At 70.5% G+C, this 13,665-nt stretch carries 15 protein-coding genes and 1 tRNA gene; 5 read left to right on the plus strand and 11 right to left on the minus strand.

The annotated features are described in order from the left end of the window. Positions 1-107 precede the first annotated feature (107 nt). Both DEJ03_RS02565 and DEJ03_RS02570 read right to left on the minus strand, forming a co-directional pair. Complete coding sequence (locus DEJ03_RS02565; RefSeq protein ID WP_071406323.1) at positions 108-1,259, minus strand: Gfo/Idh/MocA family protein; 1,152 nt, start codon at positions 1,257-1,259, stop codon at positions 108-110. Beyond that, positions 1,256-2,002, minus strand: a complete 747-nt coding sequence (locus DEJ03_RS02570) for a sugar phosphate isomerase/epimerase (protein ID WP_110863394.1) — start codon at positions 2,000-2,002, stop codon at positions 1,256-1,258. The genes DEJ03_RS02565 and DEJ03_RS02570 overlap by 4 nt, the downstream gene beginning before the upstream one ends. Positions 2,003-2,146: 144 nt before the next feature. Between DEJ03_RS02570 and DEJ03_RS02575 the strand changes: the two genes are divergently transcribed. Continuing rightward, positions 2,147-3,358 carry an ROK family transcriptional regulator gene (locus DEJ03_RS02575; protein WP_110863395.1) on the plus strand — a complete coding sequence of 404 codons (1,212 nt, stop codon included), beginning with the start codon at positions 2,147-2,149 and terminating at the stop codon, positions 3,356-3,358. A 67-nt stretch (positions 3,359-3,425) separates the two neighbouring features. Continuing rightward, positions 3,426-4,109, plus strand: a complete 684-nt coding sequence (locus DEJ03_RS02580; protein ID WP_110863396.1) for a YqaJ viral recombinase family protein — start codon at positions 3,426-3,428, stop codon at positions 4,107-4,109. On the opposite strand, the gene DEJ03_RS02585 is transcribed toward DEJ03_RS02580, so the two are convergent. From DEJ03_RS02585 to DEJ03_RS02610, 6 genes are all read right to left on the minus strand, one after another. Then, the gene (locus DEJ03_RS02585; RefSeq protein WP_110863397.1) at positions 4,106-4,714 is read right to left on the minus strand and encodes a Pr6Pr family membrane protein; all 609 of its coding nucleotides are present in this window, start codon (positions 4,712-4,714) and stop codon (positions 4,106-4,108) included. The two genes, DEJ03_RS02580 and DEJ03_RS02585, sit on opposite strands and share 4 nt — an antisense overlap. 85 nt (positions 4,715-4,799) lie before the next feature. Further along, a complete protein-coding gene (rplA, locus tag DEJ03_RS02590; protein ID WP_017888639.1) occupies positions 4,800-5,489 on the minus strand; it encodes a 50S ribosomal protein L1 in 690 nt (229 codons plus the stop codon). Between the two features lie 90 nt (positions 5,490-5,579). Beyond that, positions 5,580-6,011, minus strand: coding sequence for a 50S ribosomal protein L11 (gene rplK / locus DEJ03_RS02595; protein ID WP_017888638.1), 432 nt, complete (start codon positions 6,009-6,011; stop codon positions 5,580-5,582). A gap of 158 nt (positions 6,012-6,169) precedes the next feature. Next, complete coding sequence (gene nusG / locus DEJ03_RS02600) at positions 6,170-7,219, minus strand: transcription termination/antitermination protein NusG (RefSeq protein WP_071406319.1); 1,050 nt, start codon at positions 7,217-7,219, stop codon at positions 6,170-6,172. Positions 7,220-7,354: 135 nt separating this feature from the next. Then, positions 7,355-7,618, minus strand: a complete 264-nt coding sequence (gene secE, locus DEJ03_RS02605; RefSeq protein ID WP_371830607.1) for a preprotein translocase subunit SecE — start codon at positions 7,616-7,618, stop codon at positions 7,355-7,357. A gap of 35 nt (positions 7,619-7,653) precedes the next feature. Next, a tRNA-Trp gene (locus tag DEJ03_RS02610) sits at positions 7,654-7,726 on the minus strand. Positions 7,727-7,877: 151 nt separating this feature from the next. Here DEJ03_RS02610 and DEJ03_RS02615 point away from each other — a divergent pair. Further along, the gene (locus DEJ03_RS02615; protein WP_110863398.1) at positions 7,878-9,104 is read left to right on the plus strand and encodes a pyridoxal phosphate-dependent aminotransferase; all 1,227 of its coding nucleotides are present in this window, start codon (positions 7,878-7,880) and stop codon (positions 9,102-9,104) included. Between the two features lie 118 nt (positions 9,105-9,222). Here DEJ03_RS02615 and DEJ03_RS02620 read toward each other — a convergent pair whose 3' ends face one another. Genes DEJ03_RS02620 through DEJ03_RS02630 form a run of 3 tightly spaced genes read right to left on the minus strand, consistent with a single transcriptional unit; the run spans position 9,223 to position 11,125 of the window. After that, entirely contained in the window at positions 9,223-10,251 is a 1,029-nt protein-coding gene (locus tag DEJ03_RS02620) for a UDP-N-acetylmuramate dehydrogenase (RefSeq protein WP_110863399.1), read from the minus strand. Between the two features lie 2 nt (positions 10,252-10,253). Next, positions 10,254-10,679 (minus strand): MaoC/PaaZ C-terminal domain-containing protein, encoded by a 426-nt coding sequence (locus tag DEJ03_RS02625; protein ID WP_027466539.1) that lies wholly within the window; start codon positions 10,677-10,679, stop codon positions 10,254-10,256. Next, the gene (locus tag DEJ03_RS02630) at positions 10,676-11,125 is read right to left on the minus strand and encodes a MaoC family dehydratase N-terminal domain-containing protein (protein WP_082047026.1); all 450 of its coding nucleotides are present in this window, start codon (positions 11,123-11,125) and stop codon (positions 10,676-10,678) included. The genes DEJ03_RS02625 and DEJ03_RS02630 overlap by 4 nt, the downstream gene beginning before the upstream one ends. 131 nt (positions 11,126-11,256) lie before the next feature. Here DEJ03_RS02630 and DEJ03_RS02635 point away from each other — a divergent pair, with 131 nt between their 5' ends. Both DEJ03_RS02635 and DEJ03_RS02640 read left to right on the plus strand, forming a co-directional pair. Continuing rightward, the gene (locus DEJ03_RS02635) at positions 11,257-11,655 is read left to right on the plus strand and encodes a hypothetical protein (RefSeq protein ID WP_071406316.1); all 399 of its coding nucleotides are present in this window, start codon (positions 11,257-11,259) and stop codon (positions 11,653-11,655) included. A 111-nt stretch (positions 11,656-11,766) separates the two neighbouring features. Beyond that, positions 11,767-13,662 (plus strand): ABC transporter ATP-binding protein, encoded by a 1,896-nt coding sequence (locus DEJ03_RS02640; protein ID WP_110863400.1) that lies wholly within the window; start codon positions 11,767-11,769, stop codon positions 13,660-13,662. Positions 13,663-13,665: the final 3 nt, after the last annotated feature.

The raw sequence follows: 13,665 nt of genomic DNA on the forward strand, positions 1-13,665 counted from the left end.
TACTTTCTCGTCGTTGAGATGGTGCAGGGGATGGTGCAGAGGTGGAGCTGGTGCTGCGGATGGTGCTGGTCGGGTGCTGCTGTGGGTTGCGGGCAGCGCCCTGGCGGTCAGGCCAGGGTGCGTTCCGCGGGGTCCCAGCCCTCGGGGAGGGTCGGGGAGGGCGACACGGTGCTCTCGACGAGCACCGCCTCGCCACGTTCTGCCGCCTCGGCGATGGAGACCATCACGTCGAGGACGTGGAAGGCGAGCGCACCGGGGACGCGGTTCTCGTCGCCGGCCCGCAGCGAGCGAGCCAGGTCGACCACGCCGGTGCCGCGCGAGTAGGTGGAGCCGACCGCGGGGATCGTCTCGGGCTCCTCGGAACCGAGGGCGTACAGCTCGGTGTCGCCGTCGAAGTTGTTCGGGTCGGGGAACACGACGGTGCCGGTCTCCCCCGCGATCTCCACGAAGCCGGTGCGGCCGCGGTCGGACTCGAACGAGAAGACGCTCTGCGCGCTCCCGCCGTTCTCGAACTCGATCAGCGCGGAGTGGTTCGTCGGGACGTCCACCGGGAACTCGGTGCCGGCCTTCGGCCCGGAGCCGATGGTGCGGGTGGCGCGGGACTTCGACGCGGTGGCCGTGACCTTCTTCACCGGTCCGAACGTCTGGACGAGGGTGGTGATGTAGTACGGGCCGATGTCGAACAGCGGACCGGCACCGTACGCGAAGAGGAACTCGGGGCTCGGGTGCCACGACTCGGGCCCGGGGCTCTGGAAGAGCGTCAGGCCGTTCAGCGGCGTGCCGATGCGGCCGTCGCGGATGGTGCGGAGCGCGGTCTGCAGGCCGGCACCGAGGAACGTGTCCGGGGCGACGCTGACGGTCTTGCCCGCGGCGGCCGCGGCGTCTCGGAGCTCCGCGGCGCTGGCACGGTCGAGGGCGTAGGGCTTCTCGCCCCAGACGTGCTTGCCGGCGGCCAGGGCCTGCAGCGCGACCTCGACGTGGGCGGCCGGGATCGTCAGGTTCACGACGATCTCGATGTCGTCGTCGGCCAGGAGCTCCTCGACGGTGCCCGATCCGGGGACGCCCCACTTCTCGGCCTGGGCGGCGGCGCGCGGCAGGTCGATGTCGGCGATGAAGCGGACGGTCACGTCGGGGAAGACGGTGAGGTTCGACAGGTACTGGTCCGAGATGACCCCGGCGCCGATGACACCGACGCCGACCGGGCCGGTGCGGGTGGTGCTGTCGGTCGCCGTCGCAGCGGCGGTCGTGGTGTCGGTCATGCGCGGGCCCCCTCGAGGAACGTGTAGGAGTCGGCGACGGCCTGGAAGACGTCACCCTCGTGGTCGTCGAGCTCGACGACGTGCAGTGCGTCGGGCGCCGCGACGATGATGTCGCGGATCGGCATGATGCCGTTGCCGACGGCAACCTGCTGCTTGTCGTCGTGCGAGCCGTCGCCGTCCTTGACGTGCAGGAACTGGACCTTGTCGCCGTACTTGCCGATGACCGCGACCGGGTCGTCCCCGCCGACCTGCACCCAGTAGGTGTCGAGCTCGAGCACGACGTCGTCGGACAGGGCGTCGGCGAAGACCTCGTAGGCGCTGACGCCGTCGATGCGGTTCGAGAACTCGAACGCGTGGTTGTGGTAGCCGAGCACCAGACCGTGGTCGGCGGCGCGCGGGGCGAGGGCGCTGAGTTCGCGGGCGATCGCCTCGACGTCCTCGCGGGTGGTCCAGCGGGACTCGTCGATGTGCGGGTCGATGAGGGTGCCGAAGCCGAGGGTGGTGGAGGCGTGGAAGATGCGCTCGAGGTCCTGCTCGCCGGCGTCCAGCAGACGGGCGTGGCCGCTCGGGGCGGCGAGGCCGGCGTCGCGGAGGGCGGCGGCGAGTTCGTCGGCGTTGTCGACGAAGCCGAAGGCCTCGACGTTCGTGTAGCCGATGTCGGCGATGCGCTGCAGGGTGCCGGGCAGATCGGCACTGAGGGCATCGCGGACCGTGTAGAGCTGGACCGAGAGCGGTTGGGTCACCAGGGGTTCTCCTCGTCGAGATGGTGCGGTCGTCACTGACCGATCGTCACACTACGAGCACTTTTGTCGGCGGTCAAGCAGAAGTCCGAGGAATGTCGACGGACTTCATTGCGTGGCGCGAACGATGTGTGCTTCACTCCCCACATGGTCGACTTGAACCGGACGGCAGCGTCGCCTCCGGTCGGGACGAGCGAGCTCTTCCAGATCCTCCGCGACGGCGTGCCGCGCACCAGGGCCGAGCTCGCCGCACTGACAGGACTCGCACGCTCCACCATCGGCGTGCGCCTCGACTCCCTGATCGACATCGGACTGGTCGGCGCGGTGGACACCGCCGTCTCCACCGGCGGCCGTCCGCCAGCACAGGTGGCGCTGAAGCCCCGCGCCCGGCTCGTGATCGCCGCCGACCTCGGCGCCTCGCACGGTCGCGTCGCCGTCACCGACCTGGTCGCGGCACCGCTCGCCACCCGCGAGGCCCGGATCGACATCGCCGCCGGTCCGGTACCGACGCTGTCCTGGCTCGTCGAGACGATCGACGACCTGCTCGCCGAGGTCGGGCGCAGCAGGCAGGACGTCATCGCGATCGGCATCGGCGTCCCCGGGCCGGTCGAGTTCTCCACCGGCCGCCCGGCCAACCCGCCGATCATGCCCGGTTGGGACGGCTTCGACGTGCCCTCGTGGCTCCGCCAGCACATCGCCGCCCACGTGCTGCTCGACAACGACGTGAACATCGCGGCCCTCGGTGAGCGGGAGCACGGCTGGCCGGACGTCGACCACCTGCTGTTCGTGAAGGTCGCCACCGGCATCGGGTCCGGCATCGTCTCCGAGGGCCGGCTGCAGCGCGGCGCCCAGGGCACCGCGGGTGACATCGGCCACGTGCGGGTCTCCCGCGCCGGCGACGTCCCCTGCCACTGCGGCAACACCGGCTGCCTGGAGGCCGTGGCCTCCGGTCCGGCCATCGCCCGCGCCCTCCGTGCGAAGGGGCACGACGTGCACACGGGTGCGGACGTGATCGACCTGGTGAACCGGTCCGACCTCGACGCGATCTACGCCGTGCGACAGGCCGGTCGGGACATCGGCGAGGTCCTGGCGACCTGCATCTCGCTCATCAACCCGTCCGTCATCGCACTCGGCGGATCGATCACGCAGGCCGGCGAGCACCTGCTCGCCGGAGTCCGCGAGGTCGTCTACTCCCGTTCGATGCCCCTGGCCAGTGAGCACCTCGTCATCGTGCAGTCCCGCGCCGGGTCCCTCGCCGCGCTGCAGGGGGCCGCCGCTCTCGCCATCGGCTACGCCCTCTCCCCCGCCGGGGTCGACGAGCTGGTCGCCTTCGCCGAGGGCCGCGAGCTCGTCTCCTGACGCACACCCGCGGTCGCGTGAGCGCGTCGGTTTCGGTCTTGCCGGTGGTCGGGGGGACAATCGTCGGGTGACGATCGTGCAGCCCACCCTGTGGGGCGACCTGGACCCCGGTCTGGAGGCGGATCCCGCCCCCGGTACGCCGGCTCCGGCTGCGCGTGACGCGTTCACCGCCCTGCGTGGCCACACCGAGCGCATCGTCGCGCACTCCTCGGACCGCGTCGCCTGGCTCCGCGCCCGCGCCATGGGCATCACCGCCACCGACGTCGCCCGGCTCGCCTCACTGCGCGCCGTCGAGGCCGTCGTGACCGAGAAGCGCTACGGCTCCCGGTTCTCCGGCAACGCGTTCACCGAGCACGGCAAGGACCGCGAACCGGTCATCGCCGCCTGGGTGGCCGCCACCCACGGCATCCAGCCCTCGGCGCACCTGTTCCACGCCGCCGCGAACCGCGCCCACCTCGCCACCCCGGACGGCGTCGGGGTCGACGAGTCGTCCCGCGTGGTGCTGGCCGAGATCAAGACCACCGGCAAGGCCTGGCGGAGCATCCCGCGGCACTACCTGCGGCAGATCTGGTGGCAGCAGTACGTGCTCGGCGCCGACCGCACCCTGTTCGTCTGGGAACGCCACGACGGGTTCGTGCCGGTCGCCGACGAACCCGAGTGCCGCTGGGTCGACCGTGACGACGACCAGATCCGCGGGCTCGTGCAGCTCGCCGACCTGGTGCTCGACAAGCTCCGCGGTTTCCGCTCCTAGACCTTCACCAGCCGCAGCCGGCTCATCCCGACGACGAGGATGCCGAGCAGGGTGATCGAGACCGCGATCCCGACCACGTAGATCGCGACGACGCCGTAGCCCTGCGCCGGATCGAGGAACGGGTACGGCACCCACCCGTCGGTCGCGCCGCGGACGAGCACCACGGTGGTCCAGACCGCCGGGTAGAGCAGGAACCACCACACGTGGCGGAGCAGCAGGCGTGCGCGGTCCGAGAACAGCAGCCAGTCGAGCACCGCGTACACCGGGATGATCTTGTGCACGATGTCGTTCGACCACGGCACCGAGGCCGACACGTTCGCGCCCGTGAGCAGCGTGTTGTAGACGATGCCGGTCGTTGCGATGTACACCGTCGCGGCGCCACGGAGCACCGAGACGGCGAGGTCCGCCCGCTTGCGACGGGCCGCGGCGACGAGCGTCACCGCGAGGGCCACGGCGACGAGCAGGTTCGACTGGATCGTGAAGTACCCGAAGAAGTTCCAGAACGAGTAGGTCGGGGTCTGCGAGCTCTCGAGCCACTGCGCCACGACCGCGACGACGATGGCGATGACGGCGATCAGTCGGAGCGAGTTCACGAGGGTGCGCACGGTTCCACGCTAGCGGGACACGACCCCGACATGCAGGAAGGGCCCGCACCGTTGCCGGTGCGGGCCCTTCCACGAGTCATCGGACTCAGATGCTGTTGACGTCCAGCGGGATGCCGGGGCCGAAGGTCGTCGAGACGGCGCCCTTCATGACGTAACGGCCCTTCGAGGACGACGGCTTGAGGCGGTTGATCTCCTCGAGCGCGGTCGAGATGTTCTCGTCGAGCTGCTCCGGCGTGAACGAGGCCTTGCCGACGACGAAGTGCACGTTGGCGTGCTTGTCGACGCGGAACTCGATCTTGCCGCCCTTGATGTCGTTGACGGCCTGCGCCACGTTCGGGGTCACGGTGCCGGTCTTCGGGTTCGGCATGAGGCCACGCGGGCCGAGCACCTTACCGAGACGACCGACCTTGCCCATGAGCTCCGGGGTCGAGACGGCGGAGTCGAACGAGGTGTACCCCTCGGCGACCTTCGCGATGAGCTCGTCGCCACCGACCTCGTCGGCACCGGCGGCGATGGCGGCCTCAGCAGCCGCACCCGTCGCGAAGACGATGACGCGGGCGGTCTTGCCCGTGCCGTGCGGCAGGATGACCGTGCCGCGGACCATCTGGTCGGCCTTGCGGGGGTCCACGCCGAGCTTCAGCGCGACCTCGACCGTGGAGTCGGTCTTCGAGGAACCGGTCTCCTTGGCCAGGGCGACGGCCTCGGTCGGGGTGTAGAACTTGTCGGCCTCGATCTTCGCGGCCGCGGCCTGGTAGGCCTTGGACTTCTTCGCCATGGTGGTCTCCTTGCGAGATACGTGGTTGGCGAGCCGGCGAGGCTCTCCCACGGAAAGGTGTCTGGTGGTGGGCCGGAGCCCGATCGGTGCTTAGGCCTCGACCGTGATGCCCATCGAGCGTGCGGTGCCGGCGATGATCTTCGCGGCCTGCTCGATGTCGTTGGCGTTCAGGTCGGCCTGCTTGGTCTCGGCGATCTGACGGACCTGGTCCATCGAGATCTTCGCGACCTTGACCGTGTGCGGGGTCGAGGACCCCTTCTGCACACCAGCAGCCTTCTTGATGAGCTCAGCGGCCGGCGGGGTCTTCAGGACGAACGTGAACGAACGGTCCTCGTAGACGGTGATCTCGACCGGCACGACGTTGCCACGCTGCGACTCGGTCGCCGCGTTGTACGCCTTGCAGAACTCCATGATGTTGACGCCGTGCTGACCGAGCGCCGGACCGATCGGGGGGGCCGGGTTGGCGGCTCCCGCGTTGATCTGCAGCTTGATCAGGCCCGTGACCTTCTTCTTCGGTGCCATGACTTGTCTTCCTCCTGGAATCGAACACACGGGGATCCGTGCACTCTCCCGCTGGTCCGGCCGTTCCGGACAGCGGTGAAGGCCCGCTCGCACGAGGCGCGCGGGCCCAAACCCGTTCAGTGTAGTCGATCTCGGTGATCGCTACAGCTGGGTGGTCGCTAGAGCTTGGTGACCTGGTCGAAGCTGAGCTCGACCGGGGTCTCGCGCTCGAACAGCGAGACGAGGACGGTGAGCTTGCCGCTCTCCGGCTTGATCTCCGAGATCGAACCCGGCAGGCCCGCGAACGAGCCTTCCTTGATGGTGATCGTCTCGCCGATCTCGAAGTCGACCTCGGCTGCGGGCTGTGCCTGCAGGCCGCTGCCCTTCGCGCCACCCTTGGTCGGGGCGGCCTCGGCGACCTGCACGAGGGACTTGAGCATGCCGAACGCCTCGTCGAAACGAAGCGGCGTCGGGTTGTGCGCGTTGCCGACGAAGCCGGTGACGCCCGGGGTGTGCCGGACGACGGACCACGAGTCCTCGTTGAGGTCCATGCGGACGAGCACGTACGAGGGGATCCGGACGCGGGTGACCAGCTTGCGCTGCCCGTTCTTGATCTCGACGACATCCTCCATCGGGACCTCGACCTGGTAGATGTAGTCCTCCATCGACATCGAGACCATGCGGTTCTCGATGTTCGACTTCACGCGGCGCTCGAAGCCCGCGTAGGAGTGGATGACGTACCACTTGCCCGGCTTCATCCGCAGCTCGGCCTTGAAGGCCTCGTACGGGTCGACCTCGGCGGGCTCGTCGTCCTCGTCCTCGGCGTCGAGTGCCTCGTCCGCTGCGAGCGTCTCGTTCGCCTCGGCGGCGGTCTCGGACTCGAGCTCGACTTCTTCCTCGTCCTCGACGGCCTCGACGGCGGCCTCGGCCTCGTCGGTGGAGTCGATCTCGAGGGCGTCGTCCACGACGGCGTCGGCCTCGGGGTCACGGGCTTCCTGCAGGGCCGTCAGTGCTTCGTCGAGGCCGGCGTCGACGGTGCCGTCGTCGGGCTCGGAGCTGAGGCCGAGGGACTCGTCGTCGTCGCCCTCGATCGAGATCGCACGCTCTTCAGCGGACTCAACGGAGCGTCCTTCGCCGGTCTCGACGTCGCCTTCCTGGTTCTCCTCGACCTCGGAGGACTGCTCGGCAGCCGTCGCGAGGTCGATGTCATCGCGGGAGTTGTCAGACACAGTCGATTCTTTCCGTTCGGTGGTTCGGGTCGGGGTGGCGTTCGTTCATGGTCACGAGCGACGCCGTCACGATCGACGCCGTCTCGGGCGACCGTACTCCTCGAAAACGACCGCACACGGCAGTCGACGTCGGGGTCAGGCCGTGGGCCCGTTGCCGAAGACGTACCCGACGCCGAGACCGAACACGAAGTCGAGGATCGACACCAGGATCATCATGACGACGACGAACACGAGCACGACGCCCGTGTAGCTGAAGAGTTCCTTGCGGGTCGGCGTCACGACCTTGCGCAGTTCGCCGATCACCTGGCGGATGAAGAGCACGATGGCAGCGATGGGCCCGCGGCGCTCGGCCCGGTCCTGCTTCGCCTTGGCGACGACGTCGTCCGCCGTCGTCTCCATGTCTTTGCTCGCCAACTTCTACCCTTCCAGAGTTGCAGGGCGGACAGGACTCGAACCTGCAACCTGCGGTTTTGGAGACCGCTGCTCTACCAATTGAGCCACCGCCCTTCGGACACGGTTCGTCACCGATCCGCGTTCCGGTGGACGAGTCTACGGGAGTCCGTCACACGGTGTCCACTTGGCCCCTTCCACGGCGTGCCGCGCCGGTAGGCTGGGCCCCGTGAGCACCGCAGCCCCAGGCCCCGAGTCCACCGCCCACGTGTCCGTCGACACCCCCGCCACCGCGCCGGTCGATCGTCCGCGCATCGCGTCCCGCATCGCGGCCATCGCCGAGTCCGCGACGCTCAAGGTCGACGCGAAGGCCAAGGCACTCAAGGCCGCCGGCCGTCCGGTGATCTCGTTCGCCGCCGGTGAGCCGGACTTCGCGACCCCGCAGCACGTGGTCGACGCGGCCGTCGCTGCCGCGCAGGACCCGAAGAACCACCGCTACACGCCCGCGACCGGCCTGCCCGAACTCAAGCAGGCCATCGCCGACAAGACCGCCCGGGTGTCCGGCGTCACCGTCGAGCCGTCGCAGGTCATCGTCACGAACGGTGGCAAGCAGGCGGTCTACCAGGCGTTCCAGACCATCGTCGACGCCGGTGACGAGGTCCTGCTGCCCGCGCCGTACTGGACCACCTACCCCGAGGCCATCCGGTTGGCCGGCGGCGAGCCCGTCGAGGTCTTCGCCGGCAGCGACCAGGACTACCTGGTGACGGTCGAGCAGCTCGAGGCCGCCCGCACCCCGGCGACCAAGGCGCTGCTGTTCTGCTCGCCGTCGAACCCCACGGGCGCCGTGTACTCCGCCGAGCAGACCCGGGCCATCGGCGAGTGGGCGCTCGAGCACGGCATCTGGGTGATCAGCGACGAGATCTACCAGGACCTGGTGTACGACGGCGTCCGCTTCGCCGGCATCCTGGCCGAGGTCCCCGCCCTCGCCGACACCACGATCCTGGTGAACGGCGTCGCGAAGACCTACGCGATGACCGGCTGGCGCGTCGGGTGGTTCATCGGCCCGACCGACGCCGTCAAGGCCGCGTCGAACCTGCAGTCGCACCTGTCGTCGAACGTCTCGAACGTGTCGCAGCGCGCCGCGATCGCCGCCCTGACCGGTCCGCAGGAGCCCGTCGCCGCCATGCGCGAGGCCTTCGACCGCCGACGGAAGGCCATCGTGGACGGCCTCAACGCGATCCCGGGCTTCCGTACGCCGACCCCGCAGGGCGCCTTCTACGTCTACCCGGACGTCACCGCCCTGCTCGGTCGCGAGTGGGCCGGCACCACCCCGACGACCACGCTCGAGCTGGCCGACCTGATCCTCGAGCACGCCGAGGTCGCGGTCGTGCCGGGTGAGGCCTTCGGCCCCTCCGGCTACCTGCGCCTGTCGTACGCGCTGGGCGACGACGACATCGCCGAGGGCGTCGCTCGACTGGCGGAGTTCTTCGCGTAGAGCCCGCGCACACCAGACCCCGCGGAACGCAGAACGGGCCACCTCGTCGAGGTGGTCCGTTCTGCTTTTCCGAAAGGCCCGTGGTGCGTCGTGCTCGTCCGTCCCGTCGCGCGGACGATCAGCCGAGCAGGTCCCCCACCACGACGGGTTCCGGGACGAGCGAGACACCGAAGCGGTTCAGCACGGTCACCTGCACGAACCGTGCGAGCTCGGCCACCTGCGCCGCCGTCGCCCCGCCGCGGTTCGTGAGCGCGAGGGTGTGCTTCGACGAGATCGCCGCACGGGAGCCCGGCACCGCGTACCCGCGGTGCACGCCGGCGTGCTCGATGAGCCACGCGGCACTGAGCTTGACGTCGTCGCCCGCGGGCCAGCGAGGCGCATCCGTCGGCAGGGTCTCGGCGAACGCCGGCGAGACGATCGGGTTCGTGAAGAACGACCCGGCGCTCCAGGTGTCGTGGTCGTCCCCGTCGAGCACCATGCCCTTCGAGCCGCGCAGCCGCAGGACCTCGTCGCGGACGGTCGTGGGCGGCACGAGCGCACCGAGCTCGACCCCGAGCGAACCGGCGAGCTGCGCGTACCGCACGGGCACGCCGTGCTCCCCCGCGAGCCCGAGTCGGAACTCGACCGTCAGCACGACACCGCGCCGACCGTGCTTGAGGGTCGACGTGCGGTAGCCGAGCGCCAGCTCGGCTGCCGGGAGCCACGCGCGCTCCCCCGTGGCCGCATCGAGGAACTCGACGCGGGTGAGCACGTCGGCGAGTTCGACCCCGTAGGCGCCGATGTTCTGCACCGGGGACGCACCGACGGTGCCCGGGATGCCGCTGAGGGCCTCCAGGCCGGTCCAGCCGTTCGCGACGGTCGTGGCGACGAACGGGTCCCACGGTTCCCCCGCGGCGACGCGGACGGTGACGCCGTCGGCGTCGCGGTCGGCGTCGACGCCCGTCGTCCGGACCAGCACGACGGTGCCGTCGAAGCCCTGGTCGGCGACCAGCAGGTTGCTGCCGCCGCCGAGGACGAGCCACTCGTGGTCGTCGAAGGCGTCGAGCGCGTGGGCGACGAGCTCGTCGGTCGTCTCGGCCGTGAGCAGCCGGGTGGCGGCCCCGCCGACGCGGAGCGTCGTCAGGTCGGCCAGCACCGGCTCGGACACGGTCAGCGGAACACCACCGTGACCTGCGCCTTGCCGAGCACGGTCTGCCCGGCGGCGGTCACGGTGAGGTCGATGCGCTTCGGCCGGCCGTCCTCGTCGACGGTGCCGACCTTCGCGACGATGCCGACGGTGGCACCCTGCTCCGGGTCGACGACGACGGGGCGCGTGAAGCGGACGCCGTAGCCCGCGACCCAGCCGCTGTCACCGAGCCACTCGGCGACCGGCTGCACGGCGATGCCCATCGTGAGCATGCCGTGGGCGAGCACACCGGGCAGGCCGACCGAGGCGGCGACGTCGTCGCGGTAGTGGATCGGGTTGAAGTCGCCCGAGGCGCCGGCGTACCGGACGAGCGAGTCGCGCGTGATGTGCACGTCGCGCTCGGCGACGACGGTGCCGACCTCGAGCGCGGTGGCGGGTGCGGCGGTCATGCGTCGTCTCCTCGGACCACGAGGGTGGAGGTCGCCGTGACGACGTGCTCCCCCTCGGCGTCGTTCATGGTGCTCTGGGCGGTGACCATCGCGTTGCCGCCGAGGGTCTTCACGCTGGTGACCGTCAGGGTCGCGGTGAGCTCGTCACCGGCGACGATCGGCCGGTCGTAGGTGAAGGACTGCTCGCCGTGGACGACGCGGGAGAAGTCGATGCCGGCGTCGGGCTCGTTCAGGAGCTGCGCGAGCGTGGCCTCCTGCACGACCACGGCGAACGTCGGGGGTGCGACCACGTCGGCGTACCCGGCGGCACGTGCGGCGTCCGGATCGTGGTGGACGGGGTTGGTCGCGAAGACCGCACGCGAGAACTCGCGCACCTTCTCGCGGCCGACCAGGTAGGGCTGGGCCGGCGGGAACGTCCTGCCGACGAGCTCGGGGTTCACTGACACCACGGCAGTCTACCGAGGCCCGTCCGGGGGCCGGTGATCGATGAGAACGCTTCAGCTAGACTGTCTGAGACCGATTCGGGGGAATCGGGGCGTGCCGTGCGGCACGGGTTCGTTCGGGACGGGGAGGGCCGATGGACACCACGACGGAGTTCGCCGTGCACACGGGAGACCGGTGCACCGCCATGGAGGTCGCGGCCGCCGCGCTGCGCCGCACGGGCCACCACGTCGAGTCGACGGGTGGCACGATGACCGCGACGGCGGGCAGCCGGACGCTCACGATCCTGCTCGGCGCGCTCGTCCAGCCGGCCCGGGAGTACCGCCGGTACGAGCTGTCGACCGTCGTGGACGGTGCCACCACCACGATCACCCTGCGCCGGGCCGGGCACGGCACGGCCGTGTCGGGCGGCAGCATCGGAGCGAACCGGCGACGGGCCGCCTGGCAGCAGGTCACCGCCGCGGTCGAGGACGCGTTCCGTGCGGCCGGGGTGCTCGCGACGCGGACGGACACCGGCTCCCACCGCACGCAGTAGGCGGCCGGACGGCCTCCGGCGGGTGGCCGCGCGGCGCACCGCCACGGGAGCGGTCACCGGGGACCCGGCCAGCCATCTAGGTTGGGCCCGGGGCCCCGGAAAGGAACCGCCATGAGCATGGAGAGCGCAGCCTGGAGCTCGCTGTACAAGATGTCGTCCGCGCAGGGCGGCAAGCACGGGTTCTCCCGCGCGTCCGTCCGGCGGATCCTGACGTTCGCGGTGCCGTACCGGGCGAAGCTGCTGGTCTTCATCGGCCTGTCCGTCGTCGGCGCCTTCCTCGCGGTCGCGACGCCGGTCCTCGCCGGGCAGGTGGTCGACGTCATCGTCGCCCGCGGTGAGGTCGCGACGATCGTCCGGCTGGCCGTGGTCATCGCCCTGGTGGCCGTGGCCGACGCCGCCGTGTCGCTGACGACGCGGTGGTACTCGGCGCGGATCGGCGAGGGCGTGATCCTGGACCTCCGGACCGCCGTCTTCGACCACGTGCAGAAGATGCCCATCGCGTTCTTCACCCGCACCCGGACCGGTGCGCTCGTGAGCCGCCTCAACAACGACGTGATCGGCGCCCAGCAGGCCTTCAGCGGCACGCTGTCCGGCGTGGTCACGAACCTCGTGGCGCTGGTCCTCACCCTGATCGTCATGCTCAGCACCTCGTGGCTCGTGACGGTGCTCGCCGTCGTCATGCTCCCGGTGTTCCTGGTCCCCGCGCGCCGTATGGGGAGCCGCCTCGCCGCCCTGCGTCGTGAGGCCGCCGACCACAACTCCGCGATGAGCACCCAGATGACCGAGCGCTTCTCGGCTCCCGGCGCCACCCTCGTCAAGCTGTTCGGCCGACCCGACGAGGAAGCCGAGGAGTTCCGTGTCCGCGCTGCCCGGGTCCGCGACATCGGGGTCCGGACCGCGATGCTGCAGTTCGTCTTCTTCACCGCGCTCATGCTCGTCTCCGCGCTCGCCCTCGCGCTGGTCTACGGGCTCGGCGGCTTCCTCGCGCTCGCCGGCCGGCTGGACACCGGCGAGGTCGTCACCCTGGCGCTCCTGCTCACTCGGCTGTACGCCCCGCTGACGAGCCTGGCGAACGCCCGGGTCGAGATCATGAGCGCCGTGGTCAGCTTCGAGCGCGTCTTCGAGGTGCTCGACCTCGAACCACTCATCCAGGAGCAGCCCGACGCGGTCACCATCCCCGACGGCCCGGTCTCCGTCGAGTTCGACGACGTCCGGTTCGCGTACCCGTCCGCCGACAAGGTGTCGCTCGCCTCGCTCGAGGAGGTCGCGACGCTCGACACCCGCGGCGGCGAGGAGGTGCTGCACGGCCTGTCGTTCCGGATCGAACCGGGGCAGACCGTGGCCCTGGTCGGCTCGTCCGGGGCCGGCAAGTCCACGGTCGCGCAGCTGCTCTCGCGCCTGTACGACGTCGACAGCGGCGCCGTGCGCCTGGCCGGGACGGACGTCCGCGACGTCACCTTCGCCTCGATGCGGCACACCCTCGGCATGGTGACGCAGGACGGCCACCTGTTCCACGAGACCATCCGCTCCAACCTGCGGTTTGCCCGGCCCGAGGCGTCCGACGACGAGGTGTGGGACGCGGTCCGCCGCGCACGGCTCGAGCCGCTCATCCGGTCCCTCCCCGACCAGCTGGACACCATGGTGGGTGAACGCGGCTACCGGCTCTCCGGGGGCGAGCGCCAGCGCATGACGATCGCCCGGCTCCTGCTCGCCCAGCCGCGCGTCGTCATCCTCGACGAGGCGACGGCGGCGCTCGACTCGACGTCCGAGGCAGCGGTGCAGGCAGCGCTCGGCGAGGCGCTCGAGGGACGGACGGCGATGGTGATCGCGCACCGGCTCTCGACGATCCGCAGCGCGGACGTGATCCTCGTCGTCGAGGACGGCTCGATCGTGGAGCGGGGCACGCACGACGAACTGCTGGCCGCGGATGGCCGGTACGAGGAGCTGCACCGCACCCAGTTCGCCCCGCAGGAGAACGTCACGGCCGACGTGCCGGCGGCGGACTGAACG

It is taken from the genome of Curtobacterium sp. MCLR17_043 (assembly GCF_003224215.1).
GTDB lineage: Bacteria > Actinomycetota > Actinomycetes > Actinomycetales > Microbacteriaceae > Curtobacterium > Curtobacterium flaccumfaciens.

Bases quoted from the DNA above. Each gene is read 5' to 3' on its own strand.
- DEJ03_RS02565 (WP_071406323.1), bottom strand. From the start codon at position 1,259: ATGACCGACACCACGACCGCCGCTGCGACGGCGACCGACAGCACCACC.
- DEJ03_RS02575 (WP_110863395.1), top strand. From the start codon at position 2,147: ATGGTCGACTTGAACCGGACGGCAGCGTCGCCTCCGGTCGGGACGAGC.
- rplA (WP_017888639.1), bottom strand. From the start codon at position 5,489: ATGGCGAAGAAGTCCAAGGCCTACCAGGCCGCGGCCGCGAAGATCGAG.
- rplK (WP_017888638.1), bottom strand. From the start codon at position 6,011: ATGGCACCGAAGAAGAAGGTCACGGGCCTGATCAAGCTGCAGATCAAC.
- secE (WP_371830607.1), bottom strand. From the start codon at position 7,618: ATGGAGACGACGGCGGACGACGTCGTCGCCAAGGCGAAGCAGGACCGG.
- DEJ03_RS02625 (WP_027466539.1), bottom strand. From the start codon at position 10,679: ATGACCGCCGCACCCGCCACCGCGCTCGAGGTCGGCACCGTCGTCGCC.
- DEJ03_RS02635 (WP_071406316.1), top strand. From the start codon at position 11,257: ATGGACACCACGACGGAGTTCGCCGTGCACACGGGAGACCGGTGCACC.
- DEJ03_RS02640 (WP_110863400.1), top strand. From the start codon at position 11,767: ATGAGCATGGAGAGCGCAGCCTGGAGCTCGCTGTACAAGATGTCGTCC.